The sequence below is a fragment of the Treponema primitia ZAS-2 genome (assembly GCF_000214375.1).
GTDB lineage: Bacteria > Spirochaetota > Spirochaetia > Treponematales > Breznakiellaceae > Termitinema > Termitinema primitia.
This window is the reverse complement of sequence record NC_015578.1, coordinates 2,467,208-2,492,274: the sequence shown is the minus strand read 5'-3', so window position 1 is coordinate 2,492,274 and position 25,067 is coordinate 2,467,208. Positions and strand designations below refer to the sequence as shown.

19 protein-coding genes are annotated in these 25,067 nt (G+C 53.4%); 9 read left to right on the top strand and 10 right to left on the bottom strand.

Annotated features, from left to right (window positions below; all coding sequences use genetic code 11):
• From ftsY to TREPR_RS10840, 7 genes are all read left to right on the top strand, one after another.
• Positions 1-882, top strand: a complete 882-nt coding sequence (gene ftsY, locus TREPR_RS10870; RefSeq protein WP_015708360.1) for a signal recognition particle-docking protein FtsY — start codon at positions 1-3, stop codon at positions 880-882.
• Complete coding sequence (locus tag TREPR_RS10865; protein ID WP_015708359.1) at positions 875-2,341, top strand: hypothetical protein; 1,467 nt, start codon at positions 875-877, stop codon at positions 2,339-2,341. The genes ftsY and TREPR_RS10865 overlap by 8 nt, the downstream gene beginning before the upstream one ends.
• Positions 2,341-3,690, top strand: a complete 1,350-nt coding sequence (locus TREPR_RS10860; RefSeq protein WP_015708358.1) for an ABC transporter permease — start codon at positions 2,341-2,343, stop codon at positions 3,688-3,690. Before TREPR_RS10865 ends, TREPR_RS10860 begins: the two co-directional genes overlap by 1 nt.
• Positions 3,683-4,426: an ABC transporter ATP-binding protein gene (locus TREPR_RS10855; RefSeq protein WP_015708357.1), complete on the top strand. Its 744-nt coding sequence runs from the start codon at positions 3,683-3,685 to the stop codon at positions 4,424-4,426. Before TREPR_RS10860 ends, TREPR_RS10855 begins: the two co-directional genes overlap by 8 nt.
• Positions 4,423-5,682, top strand: a complete 1,260-nt coding sequence (locus TREPR_RS10850; protein ID WP_015708356.1) for an ABC transporter permease — start codon at positions 4,423-4,425, stop codon at positions 5,680-5,682. The genes TREPR_RS10855 and TREPR_RS10850 overlap by 4 nt, the downstream gene beginning before the upstream one ends.
• An 88-nt stretch (positions 5,683-5,770) precedes the next feature.
• Positions 5,771-8,086: a hydratase gene (locus TREPR_RS10845; RefSeq protein WP_015708355.1), complete on the top strand. Its 2,316-nt coding sequence runs from the start codon at positions 5,771-5,773 to the stop codon at positions 8,084-8,086.
• A 72-nt stretch (positions 8,087-8,158) separates the two neighbouring features.
• A complete protein-coding gene (locus TREPR_RS10840) occupies positions 8,159-8,926 on the top strand; it encodes a hypothetical protein (RefSeq protein WP_041611148.1) in 768 nt (255 codons plus the stop codon).
• Positions 8,927-9,000: 74 nt separating this feature from the next.
• Here TREPR_RS10840 and carB read toward each other — a convergent pair whose 3' ends face one another.
• Together carB and carA are read right to left on the bottom strand one after the other, a co-directional pair.
• Complete coding sequence (gene carB / locus TREPR_RS10835) at positions 9,001-12,270, bottom strand: carbamoyl-phosphate synthase (glutamine-hydrolyzing) large subunit (protein WP_015708354.1); 3,270 nt, start codon at positions 12,268-12,270, stop codon at positions 9,001-9,003.
• Positions 12,267-13,385 (bottom strand): glutamine-hydrolyzing carbamoyl-phosphate synthase small subunit, encoded by a 1,119-nt coding sequence (gene carA, locus TREPR_RS10830; RefSeq protein ID WP_041611147.1) that lies wholly within the window; start codon positions 13,383-13,385, stop codon positions 12,267-12,269. Before carA ends, carB begins: the two co-directional genes overlap by 4 nt.
• 234 nt (positions 13,386-13,619) lie before the next feature.
• On the opposite strand from carA, the gene TREPR_RS10825 reads away from it, so the two are divergent.
• The gene (locus tag TREPR_RS10825; protein WP_015708353.1) at positions 13,620-14,069 is read left to right on the top strand and encodes a bacteriohemerythrin; all 450 of its coding nucleotides are present in this window, start codon (positions 13,620-13,622) and stop codon (positions 14,067-14,069) included.
• 564 nt (positions 14,070-14,633) lie between these two features.
• Positions 14,634-15,287, top strand: coding sequence for a PTS sugar transporter subunit IIA (locus TREPR_RS10820; RefSeq protein ID WP_015708352.1), 654 nt, complete (start codon positions 14,634-14,636; stop codon positions 15,285-15,287).
• A gap of 155 nt (positions 15,288-15,442) precedes the next feature.
• Here the strand turns inward: TREPR_RS10820 and TREPR_RS10815 are convergent, their stop codons facing one another.
• The 8 genes from TREPR_RS10815 to TREPR_RS10780 are packed head-to-tail and all read right to left on the bottom strand — an operon-like array spanning position 15,443 to position 25,060.
• Positions 15,443-17,083 (bottom strand): ABC transporter substrate-binding protein, encoded by a 1,641-nt coding sequence (locus TREPR_RS10815; protein ID WP_015708351.1) that lies wholly within the window; start codon positions 17,081-17,083, stop codon positions 15,443-15,445.
• 53 nt (positions 17,084-17,136) lie between these two features.
• Positions 17,137-18,351, bottom strand: a complete 1,215-nt coding sequence (locus TREPR_RS10810) for a dipeptidase (RefSeq protein ID WP_015708350.1) — start codon at positions 18,349-18,351, stop codon at positions 17,137-17,139.
• A gap of 30 nt (positions 18,352-18,381) precedes the next feature.
• A complete protein-coding gene (locus TREPR_RS10805; RefSeq protein WP_015708349.1) occupies positions 18,382-19,995 on the bottom strand; it encodes an N-acyl-D-amino-acid deacylase family protein in 1,614 nt (537 codons plus the stop codon).
• A 38-nt stretch (positions 19,996-20,033) separates the two neighbouring features.
• A complete protein-coding gene (locus TREPR_RS10800) occupies positions 20,034-21,167 on the bottom strand; it encodes a M24 family metallopeptidase (RefSeq protein WP_015708348.1) in 1,134 nt (377 codons plus the stop codon).
• Between the two features lie 24 nt (positions 21,168-21,191).
• Positions 21,192-22,130, bottom strand: coding sequence for an ABC transporter permease (locus tag TREPR_RS10795; RefSeq protein WP_015708347.1), 939 nt, complete (start codon positions 22,128-22,130; stop codon positions 21,192-21,194).
• 11 nt (positions 22,131-22,141) lie between these two features.
• Positions 22,142-23,098, bottom strand: coding sequence for an ABC transporter permease (locus TREPR_RS10790; RefSeq protein WP_015708346.1), 957 nt, complete (start codon positions 23,096-23,098; stop codon positions 22,142-22,144).
• A gap of 22 nt (positions 23,099-23,120) precedes the next feature.
• Positions 23,121-24,083: an ABC transporter ATP-binding protein gene (locus TREPR_RS10785; RefSeq protein WP_015708345.1), complete on the bottom strand. Its 963-nt coding sequence runs from the start codon at positions 24,081-24,083 to the stop codon at positions 23,121-23,123.
• The gene (locus TREPR_RS10780; RefSeq protein ID WP_015708344.1) at positions 24,080-25,060 is read right to left on the bottom strand and encodes an ABC transporter ATP-binding protein; all 981 of its coding nucleotides are present in this window, start codon (positions 25,058-25,060) and stop codon (positions 24,080-24,082) included. Before TREPR_RS10780 ends, TREPR_RS10785 begins: the two co-directional genes overlap by 4 nt.
• Positions 25,061-25,067: the final 7 nt, after the last annotated feature.

Here is a 25,067-nt window from a genome sequence, read left to right as displayed (position 1 = left end):
ATGGGCACTTCTGGTTTTGCTGAACGGATAAAAAATTTTTTCGGTCTGAGAACTCAGGTTTCGGATGAGTTTTTTGACGATTTGGCGGATCTTCTGGTAGAAGGGGATTTTGGCGCTGCTCAGGCTTTTAAAACTGTGGATGAGCTCCGCTCAGTGTGCAAAAAAGAGAAAATCTCAGAAAATGATGGGGTGCGTCAAAGGCTTGCGGTCCTGCTGGAAGCCGGCCTCTGTCCCGCCCCGACATTTGTCCCCCCGGATTCGGCGCTCACGGTGATACTCCTTCTGGGGGTGAATGGAGTGGGAAAAACCACCACCGCAGCAAAACTGTCGGATCTTTACAGGCGGCAGTATAACAAAAGACCCATCCTGGCGGCAGCAGATACCTTCCGGGCGGCGGCTATCGATCAGCTGAAGATACACGGAGAGCGCCTGGGGGTGCGGGTGGTGGCCCACAAGCACGGGGGTGATCCTGCGGCGGTAGTCTACGATGCCATAGAGGCAGCCCGGGCAGGAGGTGGGGATCTGATCATTGCCGATACCGCAGGGCGTATGCACACCAAAACTGCTTTGGTAGAGGAGCTGAAGAAGATCGACCGGGTAGTGGAATCCAGGGCTCCCGGCTCTGTCTATATACGGTATCTGGTCCTGGACGCCACCACCGGGAGAAACGCCCTGGCCCAGGCGGAAACCTTTCACCAGGCGGTGCCCCTGGACGGGGTTATCCTTACCAAATTCGATTCCAGTGCCCGGGGGGGCGCTGCCTTTTCCCTGTCTGCGGAACTCTCCCTGCCCGTGATTTTTGTCTGTAACGGGGAATCTTACGGGGATATCAAGCCCTTTGATCCCCGGGAATATACAAAGGAATTTATCGGCATTGAATAAACCGGATATATTAAAAAAACATTTTTTTTGTTTGGCCTTTGGAATGGCCGCTTCTCTTGCCTTTGCAGAGGACTGGTATATTTCCAACTCCGGGGGCATGGCATTGGAGCCTGCTTTTTCCCGGCTTGCCCTGCGGAGTAAATACGCCCTTTCGGTAGAAAACGCTTCCCTCATGGATGTGCCCTTCAGGTTGCTCCAGTATTACAATACAACTAACCGGTATCAGGATCCGGAGGACGAAGAGGTGGAGGCTCCCTTCCGGGTGGAGCTCAGGTCCCTCTATGAGGAGGGAGAGCTGTCCCGCCGCCAATGGTCATTCAGGGATGAAAAGAATGCAACCAGGATGGTTGCTGTCCTGAATGAGGATAAATCGGGGTTTATAGAGATCTTCGACGCCCAAGGGCTTATCACGGAAGCCCGTCAGTTAGACCGGGACGGCTCGGAATTTATCATCCGCTATTTTTACAACAATAGCTTCCTGATCCGGGCGGTGACCTCCCTTTTTACCCCGACCCCGCCAATAGTTGAAGTGGAAGATCTTCCGGCTGATGAAAGCTCCGATGCGGCATCAACCGTCCCGATGTCAGCCGCATCGGGGCCGGCCCTTGATTCGCAGCGAGGGTCTGTACCCGAGTCTAATACCTCTAAAGAACAACCATACCCCGGCCGCTCTGCCTCCCTTGCGAAGCAAGTTCTTGGGTTGGTTGATTCCGACATAGAAGCTGTTCCGGTTCCCGTGTCGGTAACTCCACCTGTTGCATCCGGCGGGGGAGACGGGGACGGCACTGAGGATCTTTGGACCGATTATTATCGGTATACCCGTTCCTATGCACTGAGAGGGGTGGAGCGGCGTTTTCACCGGACTCCGCCGGTACTTCCGGAGCCGGATTCTGCCGGAGAATTCCTCGCGGACGAGCGGGCGCCGGTGCTCCTTAAATTTCCCCAGCTCATCCTCGGGGTCGGCGGGGAAAATGAATTTGTTCAGCCCGGATCGGCCTTCAGCTCTGAATTTTTTGAGGACGTGATTATCAGTTCCGGAGACAGGATCATCTATACCACCGATGAACGGGGCAGGGTTATTAGCGAGATCCGGCGGGATGGGAACGATATAGTGCTGGGGGAAGTGCGGAATACCTGGGCCGGAGACAGGCTTGCATCGGTGCTCTGGATCGCCGATGCTGAAGAGCGACTTATAGAGTACGATTATAACCAGGAAGGGGACAGGGTTTTTGAGCGGAATTTCAGGAATGGGGTTCTGGAACGAACCGTCCGCCGGGAGGGGGAACGGGATGTGGAGGAACTTTATATGAATGGAACAGTAATACTGCGGGCTCTCTGGGAAGACGGCCGTAAGGTGTTGGAAGAACGGGTCCGCCCGGCTTCTTCCCGCCCAAGGCTTCCGGCCCCGGCTTCAGCCGGAGAGGTCAGGCCGGAATCGACCGCCGGGGAGGGTGAATAATGGCTTTTCAGCGCTGGATAGGCTTTGTGGCGGTCCGTTATTTCCGTGGCCGCCGCCGGAACCGTTCTTCCCCCGCACCGGTGCTGGGTATAATTGGCATAGCCACCGGGGTACTGGCTTTAACGGTGATCATCTCGGTAATGAACGGGTTTCAACTGGGATTTATCGAAAGTATTTTGGAAATATCCTCCTACCATCTGCGGATAGAATCATTCCCTTCAGGCGAGCGGGGAGAGGAACTGCTGGTAAAGATCATAGAGCTTCCAGCCATCAAATCAGCGGTGCCTTTCCGGGATGTTCAGGGCTTGGCCCGGGGGAACCATCCTGGCCAGCGCGGGGTGGTAACCCGGGGCCTGGGGCCGGATGCCTTGGAGCAGGATCCGGGTATGGCATCGAAGCTGGCCCTTGAAGCCGGTTCCTTTAACCTGGAGGATGGGGGTAATATAATTCTGGGTGCGGAGCTTGCCCGGCGGCTTGAAGCCCGGGTGGGGGACTGGATCAGCCTGGTATCCGTGGCGGGGGATCTCTTCGGTACAGAAGGGGAGGGTGCGGCAAATTCCCGGTTTTTTGTTACCGGGATTTTTCGGTCCGATTTTTACGAATACGATCTGGGCTGGGCCTTTATCAATATAAACCGTGCGGGAATCCTGAACGGCGTTACCCCAGATTCCGGTGGAACCTCGGATCTGTCCCTGGGCATTAAACTGAAGAACCGCTGGCAGGATCACGCAGGTGTGGAACAACTGCGGATACTGTTGGAAGAACAGGGTGAGGAGGGGCTTAAGGTTTCCTCCTGGAGGGATTATAACCGGGCTTTCTTCGGAGCCCTGAGGACAGAAAAACTATTCATGTTTCTTCTGGTGGGGCTTATCTTTATTGTGGTAGGGCTGAATATTTTTCAGGCCCAGCGGCGCAGTGTTCTTGAACGGCGGGAAGAGATTGGGCTGCTCCGGGCTATGGGAGCTTCGGATATGGCGGTTCGCCTGGTATTCGTCTGGGACGGTTTCATCATCGGAGGGCTTGGCGCCGGTGGTGGTATGATCCTGGGATTGCTCATATCCTTTAACATTCAAACATTTTTTACCATTCTGGAGGGTACGGTGAATTTCTTTATCAGTATACTGAACCTTATTTCCTCGGCCTTCATGGGCGGGGGAGGAGTTGCAGGGGAAGGGTTTGCCATTTTTTCTCCAACAATTTTTTATATTAAGGCGATACCATCACGGCCCATCCCCCATGAGGTGTTGATTATTTTTCTATTCGGCTTCCTGTCCGCCCTTTTGTCGGCCTGGTTTGCCTCGGGCAGGGTCTCCCGGACAAGGCCTGCGGAGGTACTGCGGTATGAATAATAATGATGCGCCCCCTGATGCTGGGGTCCTTGTTTCGGTTAAGAATTTGGTGAAGGACTATACATCCGGAGCAGAAACGCTCCATATACTCCGGGGTATCAGCCTGGATATTAAACGGGGAACTTCGGCGGCGGTTACCGGTGAAAGCGGCAGCGGTAAGAGTACCCTTCTCAATATTTTGGGAGGACTTGACCGCAGCGATTCCGGGTCTGTTACCGTGGGGGACACAGATATCGCCGGGCTTTCCGAATCAGCCCTCAGCTCATACCGCAGTAAACGTATCGGATTTATCTTTCAGTTTCACTATTTATTGAAGGATTTTACCGCTCTGGAAAATGTGATGCTCCCTGCCTATATCGCGGGGATGAAAAAGAAGGACGCTGTGGAAAAGGCCAGGCTCCTCCTGGGGGATGTGCAGCTCCTGGATAGGCTTGAGCACTATCCCTCACAGCTTTCCGGTGGGGAGCGGCAGCGGGTCGCCGTGGCCCGGTCCATGATGAACGATCCGGACCTGATTCTGGCTGACGAGCCCACAGGAAACCTGGATTCCCGGAACAGCGCCCTGGTGGCGGAACTGCTCTACTCGGGGGCCGAGAAATGGGGTAAGACCCTCCTGGTGGTCACCCACGATATGCAGGTGGCGGACCGGGCGAAAACCCACTATACCCTGGCGGCGGGAGTATTACTAAGCGGACCCCAGTCGGCCGATTTTCCTCAAGATGGAGTTGTGAATTGAAGGCGGGTCCTCTCTTTTTCATTGCCCTGCGCTACCTTCTGGGCCGGGCCAAAGAAGGGGGCCGCTATCTCCGTGGCGCCGCCGGAGGTATTGCCCTGGGCTTGATCCCCATCATTGTTACCCTTATGGTGGCAGACGGGATGATCCGGGGCATCACCGACCGTTACCTGGAATTGGGGACCGGGCATATACAGATTTTCGACTTCCTGGACCAGGGTATTGAGAATATACCTGTTCCCCCTGATACCCCGGGGCTTCGGGGGGTCTGGCGGGAGCGCCAGGGTCTGGGGGTGCTGGTAGGTAAAAAAGGCAGGGTCGGTGCCACCATCAGGGCCACAGACAGTTCCTTTTGGGAAGATCCCGGGAGCCGGCGTTTCCTGAAAACCCTGTCGGGAAGCGCAAGCCTCGAGGGACCCAATGATGTGCTGCTCGGGGAAGCCCTGGCAGAGAACCTGGGGGCAGAAGTGGGAGATACTCTGCGAATCATGACCCTGCGTATAGCCGATGATGGCAGAAGTATACCCCGGCTTTTCCCATTCACCATCAGGGGTATTGTTTCTTCCGGGTACCGGGAGCTTGATTCACTCTGGTGTATCATGAACTATGAGTCGGGGCTGCGTATACTTTCAGCAGACTTATCCTCCTCCTACCTGATGCTTAAGATCGATGATCCTTATAAAGGGGCGGATGCTATGGCATACGGACTCTACAATAAATTGGGTATGGGCTACGGAATTTATACCTGGAAGGAACTTCAGCTTTCTCAATACAGTTCCTATGAATCCACCAGGCAGCTTCTCTTGTTTATCATGGCCCTGATAGTAATAGTGGCGGCAGTAAACGTGTCTTCAGCCACATCTATGCTGGCCATAGAACGGCAGCGGGATATCGCGGTGCTGAAGGCCTTTGGGACCAGTCCGGGTGGTATACGCCGGATCTTTATCTGGTGCGCCTTCCTGACGGGCCTTACCGGGGCTGTTATAGGCATAGCTTTGGGACTGGGAATAGGATCCTGCATCAACCCCATCATACATGGCCTTGAGAAGATACTGGGTTTTTTCTCCTCCCTTTTCCGTGGCGGAGAAGTGAAGATTCTGGACCCGGGCTATTATCTGGAGAATATTCCCCTGGTTATGGACTGGTCTTCGATTTTCAATATCGGTATAGGCACCATCCTGGCGTCCATGTTGGCTTCCTGGATTCCCGCCCGGCGGGCTGGGGCCATTCCCCCGATAGAATTGCTGCGAAAGTATTAGGGAGGTTTAAAAATCCCGATGGGATTTTTAAACCTCCGTGGAGAAAATTGCTAGCAATTTTCTCCACGTTTTTTGGAGGTAAAAGGGTATGGTGGAAATTTTCAAGGGTGGCGCGTTTTTAATCAATGGAAAGCTGATCCCTGATGATGAAAAGGGTGTGGCAGAATTGAAGCGCCTTGGCAGAGTAGTTTCTCCTGATGATGGCCGGAAGAAGACCATGTCCTGGGCCATACTGTCGGCCCACAACAGTGGTGATGAGCAGAATTTTAAGCTCAAATTTGATTCCATGACTTCCCATGATATTACCTATGTGGGGATCATACAAACTGCCCGGGCAAGCGGCATGGACAGTTTTCCTGTTCCCTATGTGCTTACCAACTGCCACAACACCCTCTGCGCTGTGGGGGGCACCATCAACGAGGACGACCATGTGTTTGCCCTTTCGGCAGCGGAAAAATACGGCGGTATCTATGTGCCCCCCCACCTGGCGGTGATCCATTCCTATAACCGGGAAATGATGGCAGGCTGCGGAAAGATGATCCTTGGCTCAGACAGCCACACCCGCTACGGCGCCCTGGGAACCATGGCGGTGGGCGAAGGGGGCGGCGAGCTTGCCAAGCAGCTGGTGGGCAGGACCTACGACATGGCCCGCCCGGAAGTGGTGGCGGTATACCTTACCGGGAGTCCCCGGAACGGCGTGGGGCCCCATGATGTTTCCCTGGCAATTATTGCCGCAGTATTTGAAAAGGGCTTCGTAAAAAACAAGGTGATGGAATTTATCGGCGACGGCATTGCAAACTTGCCGGTGGATTTCCGGAACGGCATTGACGTGATGAGCACTGAAACTACCTGCTGGTCGTCGATCTGGAAAACCGACGGCAAGGTGCGGGAGTACCTGGAAACACACGGAAGGGGAGAGGACTACCGGGAACTGTCTCCCTCAGAGGGCTCCTATTATGACGGGGTTATCCTGGTAGACCTTTCAACAATTGAGCCTTCCATTGCCATGCCCTTCCATCCTTCAAAGGTGTTTACCATCCGGGAACTTAAGGAGAACGCCGCAGATATACTCGCCAAAACCGAGGAAGAGGCGAATAAGGCTATCGGCGTGCCGGGCCTCTCAGTAAAGCTGCGGGAAAAACTGCGGGGAGGCGAAATATTTGTTGACCAGGGTATCATCGCCGGCTGTTCCGGGGGCACCTTCAACAATATCATGGCCGCTGCGGATATCCTTGAAGGCGCTTCCGTGGGCAACCGGGAATTCTCCCTGAGCGTATACCCGGACAGCCAGCCGGTTTTTGCAGAACTGGTGAAGAACGGTGCCATAGGAAAATTGATCGCCGCCGGGGCCATAGTCCGCTCAGCCTTCTGCGGCCCCTGTTTCGGCGCCGGGGACACCCCGGCCAACGGGGGCTTCTCCATACGACATACCACCCGCAACTTCCCGAACCGTGAGGGCTCCAAGCCTTCCGACGGGCAAATTGCCTCGGTGGCCCTGATGGACGCCCGTTCCATAGCCGCCACCGCCGCCAACGGAGGCAGGCTTACCGCCGCCGGCGAAGGCGAAGGGTACAACCCCAAGCCCAGCTACTTCTTTGACCGGGGCATCTACGCCAAGCGGGTCTACGATGGAAGCGGGAAACCGGCGCCCGAGAAGGCCCTGATCACAGGCCCGAATATCAAGGACTGGCCCCCTTTGCCGGAACTGACAGAGGATCTGCTGCTCAGGATAGTCAGCTATATAGACGATCCGGTGACCACCACGGACGAACTTATCCCCTCGGGGGAAACATCTTCTTACCGCTCAAACCCCCTGAGGCTGGCGGAATTTACTCTGAGCAGGCGGGACCCGGAATATGTGGGCAAAGCAAAGGCGGTTCAGGCCCTGGAGCAGGGCCGTCAAAAGGCTAACATTACCCCGGATTTAGTATTAATCTATGAAAGAATAAAATCCATTCTAGGGTATGAGGACGCCAAGCCGGAACAGGCGGCTCTGGGCAGTGCCATTTACGCCAATAAACCCGGGGACGGTTCAGCCCGGGAACAGGCCGCCTCCTGCCAGCGGGTACTGGGGGCCTCGGCCAACTTCGCCCGGGAATACGCCACCAAGCGCTACCGGTCCAACCTGATCAACTGGGGCATACTGCCCTTCCTGGTTCAGGACCCTTCAGCCCTGAAAACCGGAGATTTTGTGTTTTTGCCCAGTATACGGGAAGCCCTGCTAGGTAAGGCGGATGCCATAAAGGCCTATGTATTGTCTACCGAGCCAGACCTTGCCCCCGCGGGTGGCAGAGCCCGCGGCGGCGCATCTGAAATCCGGGTATCCCTGGGTTCACTTACGGACACGGAACGGCATATACTGGCGGATGGGTGTCTGATCAATTATTATAAACACCCTGAATAGTTTTTTGTATTATTTTGCATTTTTATATGAAAAATAATAGAATTTATTAAGGAAAGGTATATACTGTAAGCAATGAAAACAGAAGCACCCTTAGAAGGCCGGAAGGTCTTTTTTCTCTACCCGCATAGCGTCATGCAGGAAGAAATGCTTGACGAACTGGTTATCAGTGGATATGAGGTTTATGTCCTCAGAGACCACCTGCGGGCGCGTCGTCTTATAGAACGGTTCCCCGGATCCATCATGTTCATCAATATTGATGAGAAGTTGGAAGAACGGGAATGGGATACCTATATCCGGGAAATTCAAGGTAATCAGGATATCAATGTCTCTTTGGGTATTTTTTCCTATAATACCGACCGGGCCCTGATGGAAAAGTACCTCATGGAAATCGGGGTGCCCTGCGGCTATGTGCAGCTGAAGCATGGCCTCCAGGATAGCACTCATATAGTGGACGAAACCCTTCGGGTTAACGAAGCCAAGGGCCGCCGGAAGAGCTTCCGGGCGATTGTTGAAGAGGGGAGCGCCGCCCTGGGATACCGGGGAGAAGCGGGGCAAGTTCAGGGAAAACTCCTGGATATCAGCTCTGACGGCTTTGCCCTGAAAGTGGCGGCTGACGGCGTCCAGGGTATAACCAAAGATACCAAACTGAAGGGGGCCCGGCTAAAACTGGGGCCCGCACAGGTTACGGCGGATTTGGCCTGCCTGGGTTCCCGTCCCAACAATAACGCAATATGGGTATTCCTCTTTGACACCAGTAATATGAGCCTGGAAACCAAACGGGCAATCCACCATTTTATCAAAGAGAGTCTCCAGCGCTATATTGATTCCCTTCAGGTGTGAGCCTGGAATATAGCAATTCTAGCGAAACACTGAATGCCTAACGGAATTCAGTGTTTTTAGTGATACCCTAAATCCTAGCGATACTCTTCCCATGCTTTGATTTCCAGCCCCTTGGTGCGGAAGTCGGCTATGGCGTCGATGAATTGGCGGGCCATTTTTATGTTGGCAAACAGGGGGATGTCGAAGTCTACTGCCATGCGGCGGATGATGTAGTCGTTTTTCAGTTCCGTTTCCCGGTTGTTCTTGGGGATGTTGATGATCATGTCCAGTTCCCGGCGCTTGATGTAGCCCGCAATATTGGGCTCCTTGGATTCCAGGGGCCAGTTCAGGGCCTGGGAGGGAACCCCGTTGGAGGCCAGGAACTTGGCGGTGCCCCGGGATGCGTAGAGTTCGTAGCCCATGGCTACCAGGGCTTTGGCGGAATCCAGGAAGTCCAGTTTGTCCTCCAGGGGGCCCGTGGAAAGGAGTATCCGCTTTTTAGGGATACGGTAGCCTACCGAAAGCAGGGCTTTGAGGAAGGCGTCGTTCATTTCTGTGCCTATGCAGCCCACTTCCCCGGTGGAGGCCATCTCCACCCCGCTCACCGGGTCTGCGCCGTGGAGCCGGGAGAAACTGAACTGGGCGGCTTTGACTCCCACCCAGTCCAGGTCCAGGGCGGATGAGGGAGTATTCCGAGCAGGGTCGGTGTTTGAAGGCTCGTCCAGCATGGCCCGGACCGCCATATCGATCATGTTTACCCGGCTCACTTTGGAACAGAAGGGGAAACTCCGGCTGGCCCGGAGGTTGCATTCGATGACCCGTACCCGGGTGCGCTGGGCCAGGAACTGGATGTTGAAGGGCCCGGTGATGTCCAGGGCCCGGGCAATCTCGGAGCTGATCTTGCGGATCTTCCGGACCGTCTGGAGGTAGAGCCGTTGTGCGGGCAGTACTACTGTGGCGTCCCCGGAATGGATCCCTGCATTTTCCACGTGTTCCGTGATGGCGTGGTAGAGTATCTCTCCCCGTTTTGCCACTGCGTCGATTTCGATTTCCTTGGAATTTTCGATAAACTTGGAGATCACCACCGGGTGTTCCGCCGACACATCCGCTGCAAGGCCCAGGAATTCTTCCAAGGTTTCGTCGCTCCAGGCCACGTTCATGGCGGCGCCGGAGAGCACATAACTGGGCCGGATAAGCACCGGATAGCCTACCTGTGCGGCAAAGGCTTTAGCTGATGGGAGATCGGTGAGTTCCTTCCATTCGGGCTGCTCAATACCCAGTTTGTCCAGGAGGGCGGAAAATTTGTTCCGGTCCTCCGCCATATCTATTGATGCAGGAGTGGTGCCGTAGATCAGCACCCCGGAATCGTAGAGCTTGGTAGCAAGGTTGTTGGGTATCTGGCCGCCCATGGAGAGTATTACTCCCTCGGGCCGTTCCCGTTCATAGATATCCAGCACCCGTTCTAGGGTAAGTTCTTCAAAGTAGAGCCGGTCGCACATATCGTAATCTGTGGACACAGTTTCAGGATTGCAGTTCACCATGATGGAATAGCGCCCCAGTTTTCGTGCGGTCTCCACGGCGTTGACGCAGCACCAGTCAAATTCAACGCTGCTCCCGATCCGGTAAGCCCCTGAACCCAGGACCATCACCCCCCGCCCTGAAGGCGCCACATCATCACTGGCCCCGCTTCCCGGAGCCGAACTGCCGTAGCTCATGTACAGGTAGTTGGTTTTTGCGGGGTATTCCGCAGCTAAGGTGTCGATCTGTTTAATCTGGGGCCGTATCCTAAATCCTTCCCGTATGGTCCGGATCTGCATTTCCGATAGCCCGAGAAATTCACCGATCCTGAAATCTGAAAACCCGAGGCCTTTGGCCCGGGCAAGGAGGTTCCGGTTCAGGGACGCACCTTTACTGCCCGCTTCTTTATCCAGTTTCCCTGCTTCCCGCAGTTCCTTCTCCGTATTCAAAGCATTGGCGATTTTGTAGAGGAACCACTTGTCAATTTTAGTAAGCCTGTGGATCCGTTCCACGGTCCAGCCGTCCAGTAAGGCCCGGTAAATGATGAAGATGCGCCGGTCCGTGGGCTTGACCAGGGCGTCCCGGATATTGCTGAGACCCCCGCCGCAGAGGGCGTCATCGGCGGAAAGCCCGGGCGCCCCGATGCCGGTCATACGCAGGGCCTTTTGCAGGGCTTCTTCAAAACTGCGGCCTATGGACATCACCTCCCCTACGGACTTCATCTCAGAACCGATGCGGAGGTCTACATTTTTAAACTTGCTCAGGTCCCAGCGGGGTACCTTTACTACGCAGTAGTCCAGGGCGGGTTCAAAGCAGGATTTGGTAACCCTGGTAATGCGGTTTTCTATATCCACCAGGGAATAGCCCAGGGCGAGTTTTGCCGCCACAAAAGCTAAGGGGTAGCCTGTGGCCTTGGAAGCCAGGGCGGAACTTCGGGAAAGCCGGGCGTTCACTTCGATGATGCGGTAGTCTTCCGATTCCGGGTCCAGGGCGTACTGGACATTACATTCCCCCACGATGCCCAGGTGGCGGATCACCTCAATGGCAATACGCCTGAGTTTGTGGTACTCAGAATCGGTGAGTGTTTGTGAAGGGGCAATAACGATACTCTCTCCGGTATGTATGCCCAGGGGGTCAAAATTTTCCATATTACAAACGGTGATACAGTTATCAAACCTGTCCCGCACCACTTCGTACTCAATTTCCTTCCAGCCCCCCAGCCATTCCTCCACCAGCACCTGGGTTGTATGGGCAAAGGCCCGGTCGCAGCGGCGGCGTATGTCTCCTTCATTGCGGCAGATCCCCGAACCGGCCCCTCCCAGGGCATAGGCGATACGGACCATCACGGGGTAGCCTATCTTTTCAGCCGCCGCTGCCGCAGCATCAGTGTTTGTAGCAGCGATACTGCGGGGTGTCAGCGCCCCGATCTCATTGAGCCGGTTTACGAACAGCTCCCGGTCCTCGGTATCTTCGATAGCCTTAACCGGCGTGCCCAGCACCTTGACCCCGTACTTATACAGGGTCCCGTCCCGGTCCAGCTCAACCCCGCAGTTCAGGGCGGTCTGTCCCCCAAAGGAGAGGAGGAGGCCGTTGGGCTTTTCCTTTTCGATCACCTGCCTGACATACTCGGGAGTTACGGGCAGAAAGTAGGTGGAATCCGCCATGCCCTCGCTGGTCTGGATGGTAGCGATATTGGGGTTGATAAGAACAGTTTTAATGCCCTCTTCCCGCAGTGCCTTGAGGGCCTGGGACCCGGAGTAATCAAACTCCCCGGCTTGGCCTATCTTCAAGCCCCCGGAACCAAGGACCAGGACTTTTTTTATCGTGTCTTTTATTGACTTGTTCATATTCTTTCCTTCACCTGTTCCAGGAAGCGGTCGATGAGGTACTCCGTGTCCCGGGGCCCAGGGCAGCCTTCGGGGTGGAACTGTACTGCTGAGAAGGGGTGTCCCGTGGATCGTATCCCTTCAATGGTATTGTCATTGGCGTTGATGAACCAGGGTTCCCAGCCCTTGGGGAGGGTTTCTCCACGGACCGCATAGCCGTGGTTCTGGCTGGTGATGTAACAGCGGTTAGTTTCTGTGTCGATGCAGGGCTGGTTCTGGCCCCGGTGGCCGTAGGGGAGTTTGTAGGTGTCGGCCCCGGCGGCTAGGGCCATGATCTGGTTGCCCAGGCAGATGCCGAAGATGGGCTTGCTCTGGTCAAAGGCCCGGCGGAGGGTGGCGATAGTTTTATTGCACGCCTTGGGGTCCCCGGGTCCGTTGGAGAGGAAGAGGCCGTCGTATTCGATGTCTTTTAGATCTGTGTCCCAGGGCAGGCAGATAAGTTCTACTTTTCGGGCAAGGAAACAGCGGAGTATATTCGCCTTGGCCCCGCAGTCTACCAGGGCGATCCGGGGGAGTTTTTCCCCTTGGGGGATTCCTGCTGGGCGGTATCGCCTGATTTCCCGGGGGGAAACTTCCGCTACCGGGTGGGCAATGATCCCGGAGTCCATGGTCACGTCCCGGGTCCCTTCCACCAGGATCTTCCCCTGCATGACTCCGTGTTCCCGGAGCCGCTCGGTGAGGGAGCGGGTGTCGATGCCGTAAATGCCCGGCACATTGTTTTTTTCCAGCCAGACCGAAAGGGAGGCGCCGGAAGCAAAATGGCTGGGTTCCTCGCAGGCCTCGGCCACCACAAAGCCCGAGACTTGGACCATGGAGGATTCAAAATGGGTGGGTATGCCCAGTTCGTCGTAAAAAGGCTCGGCAGTTTTGGGCTTCACCGGGACCCCGTAGTTTCCCATCAGGGGATAGGTGGCCACCAGTATCTGCCCCCGGAAGCTGGGGTCCGTCAATGACTGGGGGTAGCCGGTCATGCCGGTGGTAAAGACCACTTCCCCCGCCTGGGAACGCCCTTTCCCGAAGGACCACCCCGCAAATTCCGACCCGTCCTCCAAGACCAATCGCGCCTGTTTTTTCATACCCGCCTCCGGTCTCAATAATACGCGGTTTTTCGCAAAATATACAAGTAATTTTGAAAAATAAAGAACGAAAAATTAAAAAACATCCAAAATTCACTTTCATCCAGGGAAAATACCTTTAAAATCACATTTTTGATTCCTAATTTCACCTTTTTACCCAGTGATTCCATTCTTTGATAAAATACTATTCTTTTTATATTTTTTGTAGTATACTTCGAATGAAAAGGATCTGTTATGGAAAGCGAAGACCTAGTTAAATGGGAAGACCGTTATTCGGTAGGGATTCAGCTCATGGATGATCAGCATAAAGAGCTTATCAGACTGACCAATGAGCTTTACAAGAGCTGCCTGGCAAGTGATGAGGCTGCCCGGGCATATTTTACGACCACCATAAAGGCCACGGTGGACTATGTAAAGTACCATTTTGCCGCAGAGGAAAAGCTCCTGGAAAATATCAAATACCCTGATATAGGGAACCATAAAAAATGGCATGAAAGTTTTGTCAAACAGGTCCTGGAGGATGCCCAAAATTTTGAGGACGGAAAAAAATTTGTCCCCAACACCTTTGTCCGGTTTCTCAAAGACTGGATACTTTCCCATATCGCCGTGGAGGACCAAAACTACGCTCTATATATACAGAACCTCAAGAAGCAGGGGGTTCTGGCTGAGACTATTGGGATGTAGCCTATGATGGACGGCGGATTGGGGTAATGATCGGGGCGGGTGGGCAATTCCCCTGCTCCCTAACCTGTAGAATTCCCCTCCGTCAGCCCCTGCGGGTCTGCTACGGGGAGGAATTCCAGAGACGGGAGCAGGGGAATCGCCCACCCGCCCCTGCCTTATCTCAGTTGCAGATATTATAGCCACCATAGCCCCACAAAAGGGTGGGGGGACTTGGACTCGGCGTGTCTCGGTGGTGGTTACCAAGGTGGATGCTCTTTCGTTGGAAGGGGCGCTGCAATCGTCCGCCTGATAGGTTATGATGTCGCTACTGTGACAACGGCAGGGACGGGCGGGATATTCCCCTGACCCCCGTCTTTGGAATTCCCTGCCGTAGCAGACCTGCGAAGCGGGGCTGACGGAGGCAGACTCTACAAGTTAGGGGGGCAGGGGAATATCCTGCCCGCCCCGGTCATTACCCCAATAAGTCCACACACCCCATGAATCCAATAGAATGACTTGACATATCCTGACATATAGTGTAAAGTGTTAGCACTTAATTCCCTTTAATGAACCCGAGGAGTGCTGATGATTGACGATGATATACTTACCATAGATGAGGTGGCTAAGTACTTGCGGGTTTCCGAGCGGACCGTTTACGACTGGGCCCAGAAGGGGGATATCCCGGCGGGAAAGATAGGGACTGTCTGGCGTTTTAAGAAATCGGAGATCGAAAAATGGGTGAATGATCGGCTTTCCACCCATACCATGACCCCTCTTATGGAAGGCATAGCGGCGGAGACCTTCATTTCCCCGGACCGGGTTCTTTTTCTCAATTTTTCTACCAAGCGGGAAGCCCTTATTGCACTGGCGAATAATCTTGCCACGGCCCCCCAGGTCAAGAACCCCAAGGAACTGGTTCAGGAGATCCTCAAGCGGGAGGAGCTGATGACCACTGCCATGGGCCGGGGTATCGCCATTCCCCATGTGCGGCTCGCCTCGGTGACCGACATGGTAATTTCCGTGGGGATCAGCCGTATCGATATCGTTGACTTCCAGCCCTTGGACGATGAGCCGGTGAAGCTTCTCTTCATGATCGCCGCTGCCCATAACCAGCACGCCTACTATTTACAGACCATAGCCTTCTTCAGTGCCCGGCTGAAAAACACCGGCCTCCGGGATGCACTACTCGGTGCGGAAAATACCCAGGATGCCTACGCCCTTCTGGTGAACAGAGCCTGATCGGGGCAAAAAAAATCCCGTCCTGAGACGGGATTTTTTTAAAAAGGTTTATTTTTATTCGTGTTGAGGGGTTTAATACCCCGCCCTTTAGGGCGTTTTAAAGGGTATTAAACCCCGAATACAAATACCTTATCAGAACAACATACCTCGTCCCTTTAGGGCGAGGTTGTTGATTTAGCCGGTCGTACGTTTGCCATGCCCTGGGGGTCGATGATCCCGCCGAGATCCGAGGGGTAAACCTCAAATCCGACATATTTTGTGTTGTGGGGATAGGCAAAATGCTGCACGAAGATAGGAATGGCGATACATTCGGCTGCCATGGCTTCTTCAAACTGATGGATGCCGACCACTATCTGATCATAGGTTCCCGCTTCTTTTATAGTCAAAAGGGATGCATCGATATCAGCAAATGGAATGCCATAGTAATACATTGCCGAGTTTGATTCATACACCACATTCATATCGCCGTTCAGGACTTCCATGATACCCCAGTTTCCAAGCCAGGAATCAAAATCCTTGACCTTGAGCTTTTCAGTATAGGTGGTTTTTTCCATTGGGAGAAGTTTGAGATCTATGCCGATATCTTTGTAATTCTGATAGACAATATCGGAACTGTTCTTTACCACAATATCGTTACCGTCGTACATCATACTGAAAGAGACATTCTTGCCGCCTCTGGGGGCATTCAGGATACCGTCGCCGTCAGTATCCCGATAGCCTGCGTCGGCGAGTATCTGTTTTGCCGTATTGGGATTATAGGTGGGATATTTCGCCGCCGGGGATTTGCTGGGCAGATCTCCAAAAACCGGAGAAATGATGCTGTCCATTACTTCTCCTTCATTTTTAATGGCAAACTGTATGATAGTTTTTTTGTCGATAGCCGCTGCCAGGGCCCTCCGCAGATTGACATCCCTCAGGAATTCGCTGGAGGCGTTAAAGGAGGTGTGGGTATACCCCAGGCTTTCGTTGCTTTCGATAATAAAGCCCTGGGATTTGAGCGCCTCAGCGGAGTCAAAGGGAATTTCTTTGGCGGTAAAATCAATTTCGCCACTTTGCACGGCAATAACCATGGCGTTGATATCCGGATAAACCCGGAAGACAAGTTCATCCACCGCAGGTTTTCCGGCGCCGGGCGCCTGGAACCAGCTATCCACCGCCTTGTAGATATAGTATTCGCCCCGTTTGGCCTCTGTCATAAGGAACGGGCCCATGGCGACTACATTCGTATCGTTCAGATAGGTTCCGGGATCGCTGATTTTTTCCCACACATGCTTGGGGATTATCTTCATCCAGGGGCCGATGCTTCCCACAAACACGTAGGAAGGGGTACTCAGCTTAAAGATGATGGTATGATCATCCGGCGTCAGCGTTTCTGTTACTATATCAAAACTGCTGGCAAAATTGGCGAGCCTGAGATCCCCGACTAGGTACTTTGTGTACGCCACATCGGCTGAGGTAAAGGGGGTTCCATCGGACCATTTAAGATCCTTTCTGAGGTTAAAAGTCACCTCAAGCCCATCGGGGCTGATAGAAAAACTGTCGGCGCCATAGGGCTGCATGGAAGCGTCAGTACCCCTCTTTAAAAGAGTTGGGTACTGGATACAGCCAAGCCAGTTGCCTGCCCGATCGCGGGAAACGATGGGATTTAAGGTGTCAGGATCCGCGGTGATGCCCACGGATAGCCGCACTTTTCCTGAGGAGCCGGAAGCCTTTCCGCTTCCGCCGCAGGAACCGAGGGTGAGAATCAGGGCCATGCCCAGTAGAATTCCCAGGGTGAATTTCTTGTTCGTACTCATATAAAGTTCTCCTCATTATAACTTTTTCGTTGAAATGCGGGGGTAACCGAAGTTTACGCCCATACTTCCTTTAATACCCGGAGGACATTTCCTCCGACCGCTTTTGCAATGTCCGTATCGGAATAATTTTTCATCACCAGATAGCGGACGATATTCTTGGAGGCCTCGGTGGGATTCTCAAATCCCCGGACATAGGGCATTTTTGGATGCTGGACCCCGCTGGATGTCTGTTTAATCGAAAGATGCTGGGCAAAGGCGTCATGGAGTCCCACGTGGTCTCCATAAAGGGTGTCCGGTCCAAAGGTCACATGATCAATGCCCACCAGGTTTTTCACATATTCAAAATGTTCCATTACCGATTCCACACAATGTTCCGCGTTATTATTCTTGGTAATGGTGGTGTGAGGGGCCGCTTCAATGCCGATGACGCCTCCCTTGTCGGCGCAGGCTTTGATAACATCATCCGGAGCCAGGCGGTTAATATCCCAGAGCGCCCGGGCGCCGCAGTGGGTGATAAAAATAGGTTTCTTGCTGACCCGGATAGTGTCCAGGGTGGTTTTTACGCCCACATGGGAACAGTCAATGGCCATACCGACTTTGTTCATCCGTTCAACTGCTTTTTCACCAAAAATGGTGAGTCCACCGTCATTCTTTTCCTTGATTCCGCTGCCCAATTGGTTTCCTTCCGAATAGGTTACCCCCAAGAGGCGGATTCCAAGGCCATAGAGTATGTCGATGCGATCCAGTTCGTTCTCAATGGGGGCCGCTCCTTCGATGGCGCCAACCCAGGCGAGTTTGCCCTCCCGGTGAGCCCGTTCAATATCCTCAACTTTTTCGGCCTTGATAAGGAATTTCTGGTGGGCAAGATCGCAAAGGCGGATCCCGATATCGGCAATGATGTCCGACCATTTCCAGCCGCCCTTGGATGTGATGGTACAGGTCCCGTCCATCATGTTATCGAAAACCGCGTCCAGATATGACTGGGAAAGCGCTTCATAAGCGCAAGCTTCCCGGCCTTCCCGGTTATAGGCGAAGACCTGGTTCATGTCCTTTGGGAAGAGGCAGGGGTGATCATGGAGGGAGATAATAATATTATCCGCCGCTATTTTTTCTACCCGTTTCTCTTGATCTGCGGTCAGTGGGAAATAAAAAGGTTTCATTCCCGGCCAGAGACCATTGGTGTCGATCATCCCGAAGTCCTGGTAGTCATCCCCGGGGGTCAGATATCCCCAGGCTTTATACCCATCGTATTTTTTGTTTAGTCCCATTACTTTTCCTCCTTAGATTTTGGGCTAAATTTATAAAATCCTGCCATTGGGGCCGAGGGTCATCCCGGAACCAGAGGACAAGTATTTTTTGTTTTTTAAGGCGAACGTTCCGTTGATCAACACATGGTATACGCCCTTGGCCATGGCCAGGGGATTGTTGTAGTCCACTTCCTGGTTGTCCGGGAAACGGTATTCCTCTCTGTTCATCACGAAGATATCCGCGGCATAACCCGGCAGGAGCAGCCCTCTGCCTGATAATCGGAACTGCTGGGCCGGCAGGGATGTTACGTGGCGGATTACTTCCTCCAGGGAAACTCCGCAGCCGGTCATATTGTTGATAAAATTAGGCATGGAGCCGGGCCTGAAAAGCTCGTACCAGGAATAGGGATCATCGGCGTCTCCGAAGATACGATCGCTGCCGGCCATAATTACCGGATTCCCCCATACTTCAGGATCGTAGGGCTTGCCGGAAAAATCATTGCGGTTAAGCCCGCCGGTCCAGATAAGACAGTCGATCGTATCATTACAGATAATGTCCAGGAGCATTTCCGCAGGATCCCGACCTTCCTTTTTAGCCAGATCATCAATGCTTTGATTTTCGTATTCCGGAACGGAGGTTCGGATTAAACGGATATTAGGATCGTTAAAGAGTACGCTGGACAGGGTAAGTTTTCTTCCTTCCGGGGTTTGCGCAGCCTTCCGGAATTCATCGTCGGTCATGTTGAACATTTCCGAGACCGTGGCGCAGACAAAACGGATGAAGCGATCTTTTTTCATACAATGGCCGCTGGATTTTGGGATGGTATCCACGGCGATTTCTATGCCTTCTTTGCGGGCTTCGGCTATGGCCCGGTAGCTTTCCAGGCTGGTGGGAGTCAGGTGGGATATTTGTACCCGCACCCCTGTATCCCGGCCCAGGTCAATACATTCCCTGACGGCGTTGAGATGGCCGATTTCGTAACGGATGTGGGAGGCGTACACTCCGTCGTATTTGGCGACAATCTCACATACCTTTCGGAGTTCTTCGTAATCAGCGTAGCGGCAGGGAATATACGCGAGCCCGGTGGATATTCCCGCGGCGCCCTGTTTCATCCCTTCCTCAATGACTTCGAAAATTTGGCGTTCCTCCTCGGCGGTGGGGCGCCGGTCCTTGGAACCTCCCATGACGGTCCAGCGAATAGTTCCATACCCCAAAAGCAGAGAGGAGTTAAGGGGAGGTTTTTTTGCGTTCAGGGCCTTGCAGTAGCCTGAAAAATCGCTCCATGGGGTGAGGGCATGGATCAGTTTTTTATAGCCTGTCTCGTTTTGAAGGCCATTTTCGTACATATAGCGAAGGATGCTGTCGTGTTTGCCCGGAGTTATCGAATGGCCGCAGTTCCCGTTTACCACAGTGGCGATACCCTCGCGGATGTAGGTTTCCATGGAGGTCCCGTCCAGGAGAGGCAGTTCCTCGTGCAAATGGGGATCCACAAGACCCGGACACACCGTAAGCCCCCGGACATCCAGGGTCTCCCGGGCCTCCGCGCCCTGGGGCAGTTTTCCTACAATGGCGATCTTTCCGTCCTGTACCGCCACATCAGTAAAAATGCCGGGGTTACCGGAACCGTTTATTACAAAACCGTTTTTTAATATCACATCGTACATATATGCCCCCTTTAAAATTCACTCTCCGGTTCTGCAGCTCAGTAGATAAGTTCTTCCAATTCCCTAGTGACGCTGGATAGTAATTCATTGCCCGTTTCGGTGATCAACACCGTATCGGAGTGACGGAAGCCGGCGAAGCCGTCAATATAGAGTCCCGGCTCGGCGGAAACTACCATACCCGGCGCCAGCGCCGTAGGGTCCCCGCTTTCTATCCAGGGCGCCTCATGTTCCTCGAGCCCCTTGCCGTGTCCTACCCGGTGTTTCAGCGCATCACTATATCCTTTGTCGCGGATAAAGTCCAGAACTGTATTGTCAATATCCCGGCATCCGGCGCCGGGTTTCATCAGGCTTACAGCCATCTTCTGCGCCTGGGCCATGAGTAGGAACGCTTCCCGGTGTCGCGCCGAAGGCTGTCCCAGGAAGAAGGTGCGTTCGCATTCAATCCGATACCCCTCAACATTAGCGCCGCAGCTCAGGATCATGTTTTCCCCCTGATTGATTATCCGCGCGCTGGGCAGGGCATGGGGCAGGGCAGTGCGGTCCCCACTGGGAACCAAGCCGCCTGCGGGGCCGCCGGGGACGTAGATTATCTCATCCAGCTCCTGGACCATTTTACTAATCGTCTTCTGTTCTATGATAGAGAGGAGTTCCATTTCAGTCATGCCGGGTTTTGCAATTTTAAATCCTTCAGTGACAATAAAATTTGCGTAAACCGCAGCTTTTTTAAGAAGGCCAATCTCATAGGGGGATTTAATAAGCCGCATCTTTTCTACCGCGTCAGAGAGGCCCACATCCTGAAAGCGTTTCTGTAAGTCCTGGTACCGGCCCAGGGAAAGGCTGTCCGCCCGGGCTTTGATATTCCCATCCCGGGCAAGGGACGCAAAAAAATCTCCCAATATATCGCCGGTTCCGGGGAATTCGAAATAACCCTTTACCGAATCCACTACAGGCAATTTTCGCGCTTCCCCTTCCTCCAGGGCGGGGGAGAGTATGTGCGCTTTTCCATCGGCGGTCATGGCATAGACCAGGGGGCGCTCAGTGGAAACATGAAAAAAACGGGTCAGGTAAAACAGGTTATAAGGGTTGAATACAAAAAATACATCAATCCCTTGTTCCTTTATGTAGTTCCCCAGCAGTTTTTTTCTATTCTGAAATTCGGCCCATTCAACCATAATTTAGCCTCCAGAATTTATTGCTTACATTTCCCTGAGTTTGGGGTTTAACGCTTCCCTGAATCCTATTCCTAAAAAACTGAAGGACAGCACAAAAAAGATAATTGCGATGCTCGGAAAAAGCGAACACCACCAGGCTTTGACGAATATGCCGTTAAGCTGGGCGTTCTGCAGGATCTTGCCCCAGCTCCATGCCAGGGGATCCCCCAAGCCCAGAAAACTGATCCCCGACTCGGTCAGGATCGCAGTGGCCATAAGCATGGTCATTTCCACCAGGATAAAAGAGCCTGCGTAAAGCATCACATGTTTGGTGATGATGACCCTGGTAGGGATACCCAGGCATTTCGCCGCCTCAATGTACTGCATCCCCATTACCTCCAGGGCTGATGCCCGGGTTACCTTGGCGATGCGGGGCCAGGACAGTATGCCTATGACAAAGGCCACGTTAGAAATACTGGCCCCCATGATAGCAGCCATGATAATCATCAAGGGCAGCATAGGGAGGGTTAAAAACAGATCCGTTACGGCCATAATAAGGCCGTCCAGCTTTCCGCCGAAATAACCCGCCAGGAGACCCAGGGGAACCCCAATAAGGGACGAGTACAGCGCCACCATTATCCCAACCCGAATGGAAGTTCTGGCGCCCCAGATAACCTCGCTAAAAACATCCAGGCCCATGGCATCGGTTCCAAAGGCGTATTTACCCCCCGGCGATTTTACCACATCCTCATAGGCGCCGTAGCCCTGGGGCAGGGGAGTTATCGCAGGCGCCAGCAGGGCGACCAGCAGGATGACGAGTACCCCGATAAAACCTGCGACCCCCAGCTTGTGGCGAAAAAAGGTATAAAATATGCTCTTAGGCTTGGGAAGTTTCTCATAGCTGTCCTCCGAAAAATCCGGAGCGTCTCCTGTGGCCCTTTGAGAGGGCAGTGGTTTTTGAAGCTCGAATTCACTATTGGGCACCGTTTTCTCCCTTAACTCAGGTTTATCCTGGGATCCAGCGTAATGTATAGTATATCTACCACTACTCCCAGGAGGATAACTACAAATGAGAGCATCAGGAACGCCCCCTGGAGTACAGGAAAATCAAGCCGTTGAACGGCTTCATAAATCAGCCTGCCAACCCCGGGGTAGGAGTAAACGGTCTCGGTCAGAATGGAACCGCCCACCATTGCGCCCATGAGAAGCCCGGTCATGGTTACTGTGGGGATCAAAGCGTTCCTGACGCCGTGGCGCCACACAGCGCGGTTTTCCGTCATTCCTTTGCTTCTGGCTGTGCGCATATAATCCTCATTCAGTATTTCTATCATTGAAGCCCGCATATACCACACATAATTAGCCAGGTTCACAAAAGTCAATGTAAAAATCGGGAGGATCATGTGCCGGACAACGTCTATCACATAGGCGACCCCGGTAACCCCCGGCGTATGGGTACCGCCTATTGGCAGGATTGGAAACTTGAGGCCAAAAAGATAGAGCAGGGATACTCCCAGGGATGGTACGAATATGGAAGTTCCAATGACGGTGAACACATTTATGAATCGATCCAGCCAGGTATTGCGCCGCTTTGCCGCAACAACCCCAATGGGTATGCCCCAGATAAAACAGTTAATAATAACGCAGACCATAAGGAGCAGGGTCCAGGGTATACGTTCCATGAGCATCTTTCCTACGGGCGCCCTGGTGGAGAAAGAGAGGCCCAGGTCACCATGGAGCATATTCTTGAGATAATATGCGTACTGAACCGGAACCGGCCTGTCCAGGCCAAAATTGTGGAGCATCAGATCCCTGTCCAACTGGCTCATCCGGGGATCCATCATAATCGTGGCCGGGTCGCTGGGCATAAGGCGCAGGATCAAAAAAGTAATCGTGGCGGCGATAAAAAACGTTATAACACCCCGGACAAGGCGGCCCAATAAATATTTACCCAAGTTTACACCCCTTTTTATGGTCCTAGTGATACAAATGGCAAAGCGTCTTATGCCCGTTTTTTTCAAAGGGTTTAGGACGTTCATCCCTGCAAAGGACTGTACAGAATCGGCATCGGCTGTAAAACCGGCAGCCCTTAGGTACATCTATGGGGCTGGGTATATCCCCGGTAAGGATTATCCGGCTTCGTTTTTTTAAAGGGTTTGGCTCAGGAATAGCGCTGATAAGCGCCTGGGTGTATGGATGCAGAGGGTTTTTAAACAGTTCATGTTTTTCCGCAATTTCCACAATTTCCCCCAGGTACATGACTGCGATACGGTTACTGATATGTTTAACCACACTGAGATCGTGGGCGATGAAAATATAGGTAAACTTATGCACGTACTGAAGATCCATGAAGAGGTTGAGAATTTGAGCCTGCACAGAAACGTCCAGCGCCGATACGGGCTCATCAGCAATGATCAGCCGGGGTTGCAGGGACAGCGCCCGGGCGATGCCAATTCGCTGCCGTTGCCCCCCGGAAAACTGGAAAGGGAACCGGGCATGATAATCCGGGTGAAGCCCCACCTCCCTAAGGAGGCTCATGACCTTTTCTTTCCTGTCCGTATGATCGTCGAAGCCATGGTATTTCATGGGTTCTTCAATAATTTCGCCAATGGTGAGCCGGGGATTCAGGGAGGCGTAGGGATCCTGGAAGATCATCTGGGCGTTCTTGCGGAATTTGCGCAGGGTTTCCCCCTGGAGCTTCATGATATCCTGGCCGTCGAAAATTACTTCCCCCCCGGTAGGCTCAATGAGCCGCAGGATGGTCCTGGCGGCGGTGGATTTTCCGGAACCGCTTTCGCCAACTATCCCCAGGGTTTCCCCCTCGGCTACCTCAAAACTGATGCCGTCCAGGGCTCGCAGGCGTTTTTTACCGGCAAAAAACAAACGGTGAGAAACGGGAAAATGCTTGGTAAGGTTTTTTACCGTCAATAAGGGGCTCATGCCACGGCCCCTTGGCCTTTTATCAGATGACAGCAAGCATGGTGGGTTTCGCTGATTCGTATCATGACAGGTTTGACAGTCTTACATTCTTCCCGGGCATAACCGCAACGGGGGGCGAAACGACAGGCGGTTTTATCAAAGCTCTGGGGAGCGGGTACGCTTCCGGGAATGGCGTCAAGCCTGGTTCGTTCATCGTCAAGCCGGGGAAGGGAAGCCATAAGGCCAATTGTATAGGGATGTTTGGGGTTCTGGAAAAGCTCTTTTACTTCCGCTTCCTCCACCACCTGGCCGGCATACATGACCGTCACCCGATCGCACATTTCCGCCACCATCCCCAGGTTATGGGTGATCAGCATAATTCCCGCCTGGGTTTTTTCACGGAGTTCCAGCATCAGGTCTAAGATTTGGGCCTGGATGGTCACATCCAGGGCAGTGGTGGGCTCATCGGCGATGAGGAGCTTTGGGTTGTTGGCCATGGCCATGGCGATCATCACCCTCTGGCGCATGCCCCCCGATAACTGATGGGGATACCGGAGCAGCACATCCTCGGGGGATGAAATCGCCACCAAATTGAGCCGTTCCAAGGCTTCGCGCATGGCTTCCCGTTTGCTCATTTGCCGGTGGAGGGTCAACATTTCGGCAATCTGCCAGCCTATAGTATAAACAGGGTTCAGGGAGGTCATGGGTTCCTGGAAAATCATGGCAATCCGGTCCCCCCGAACCTTGATCATCCGATCTTCATCCAGGTCCCGCAGGTTTTGCCCCTCAAAGAGTATTTCTCCCCCGGTTTGGAACATTTTTGCAGGGTGCAGGTTCATTATAGAAAGGGCGGTGATGCTTTTACCGCAGCCCGATTCGCCTACAACCCCTACTATTTCTCCCCTATCAATAGAAAGATCCACCCGATCTATCAGGCGCAGGTTATTTTTGCTGACCGTAAGAGAAAAATTTTTTATACAAAGCAGTTGTTCCGGCATAAGCACC

Excerpts from the sequence above, each read along its gene's own strand:
- ftsY (WP_015708360.1), top strand. The coding sequence starts at position 1 with ATGGGCACTTCTGGTTTTGCTGAACGGATAAAAAATTTTTTCGGTCTG.
- TREPR_RS10860 (WP_015708358.1), top strand. The coding sequence starts at position 2,341 with ATGGCTTTTCAGCGCTGGATAGGCTTTGTGGCGGTCCGTTATTTCCGT.
- TREPR_RS10855 (WP_015708357.1), top strand. The coding sequence starts at position 3,683 with ATGAATAATAATGATGCGCCCCCTGATGCTGGGGTCCTTGTTTCGGTT.
- TREPR_RS10845 (WP_015708355.1), top strand. The coding sequence starts at position 5,771 with ATGGTGGAAATTTTCAAGGGTGGCGCGTTTTTAATCAATGGAAAGCTG.
- TREPR_RS10840 (WP_041611148.1), top strand. The coding sequence starts at position 8,159 with ATGAAAACAGAAGCACCCTTAGAAGGCCGGAAGGTCTTTTTTCTCTAC.
- carB (WP_015708354.1), bottom strand. The coding sequence starts at position 12,270 with ATGAACAAGTCAATAAAAGACACGATAAAAAAAGTCCTGGTCCTTGGT.
- carA (WP_041611147.1), bottom strand. The coding sequence starts at position 13,385 with ATGAAAAAACAGGCGCGATTGGTCTTGGAGGACGGGTCGGAATTTGCG.
- TREPR_RS10825 (WP_015708353.1), top strand. The coding sequence starts at position 13,620 with ATGGAAAGCGAAGACCTAGTTAAATGGGAAGACCGTTATTCGGTAGGG.
- TREPR_RS10820 (WP_015708352.1), top strand. The coding sequence starts at position 14,634 with ATGATTGACGATGATATACTTACCATAGATGAGGTGGCTAAGTACTTG.
- TREPR_RS10815 (WP_015708351.1), bottom strand. The coding sequence starts at position 17,083 with ATGAGTACGAACAAGAAATTCACCCTGGGAATTCTACTGGGCATGGCC.
- TREPR_RS10810 (WP_015708350.1), bottom strand. The coding sequence starts at position 18,351 with ATGGGACTAAACAAAAAATACGATGGGTATAAAGCCTGGGGATATCTG.
- TREPR_RS10805 (WP_015708349.1), bottom strand. The coding sequence starts at position 19,995 with ATGTACGATGTGATATTAAAAAACGGTTTTGTAATAAACGGTTCCGGT.
- TREPR_RS10800 (WP_015708348.1), bottom strand. The coding sequence starts at position 21,167 with ATGGTTGAATGGGCCGAATTTCAGAATAGAAAAAAACTGCTGGGGAAC.
- TREPR_RS10785 (WP_015708345.1), bottom strand. The coding sequence starts at position 24,083 with ATGAGCCCCTTATTGACGGTAAAAAACCTTACCAAGCATTTTCCCGTT.
- TREPR_RS10780 (WP_015708344.1), bottom strand. The coding sequence starts at position 25,060 with ATGCCGGAACAACTGCTTTGTATAAAAAATTTTTCTCTTACGGTCAGC.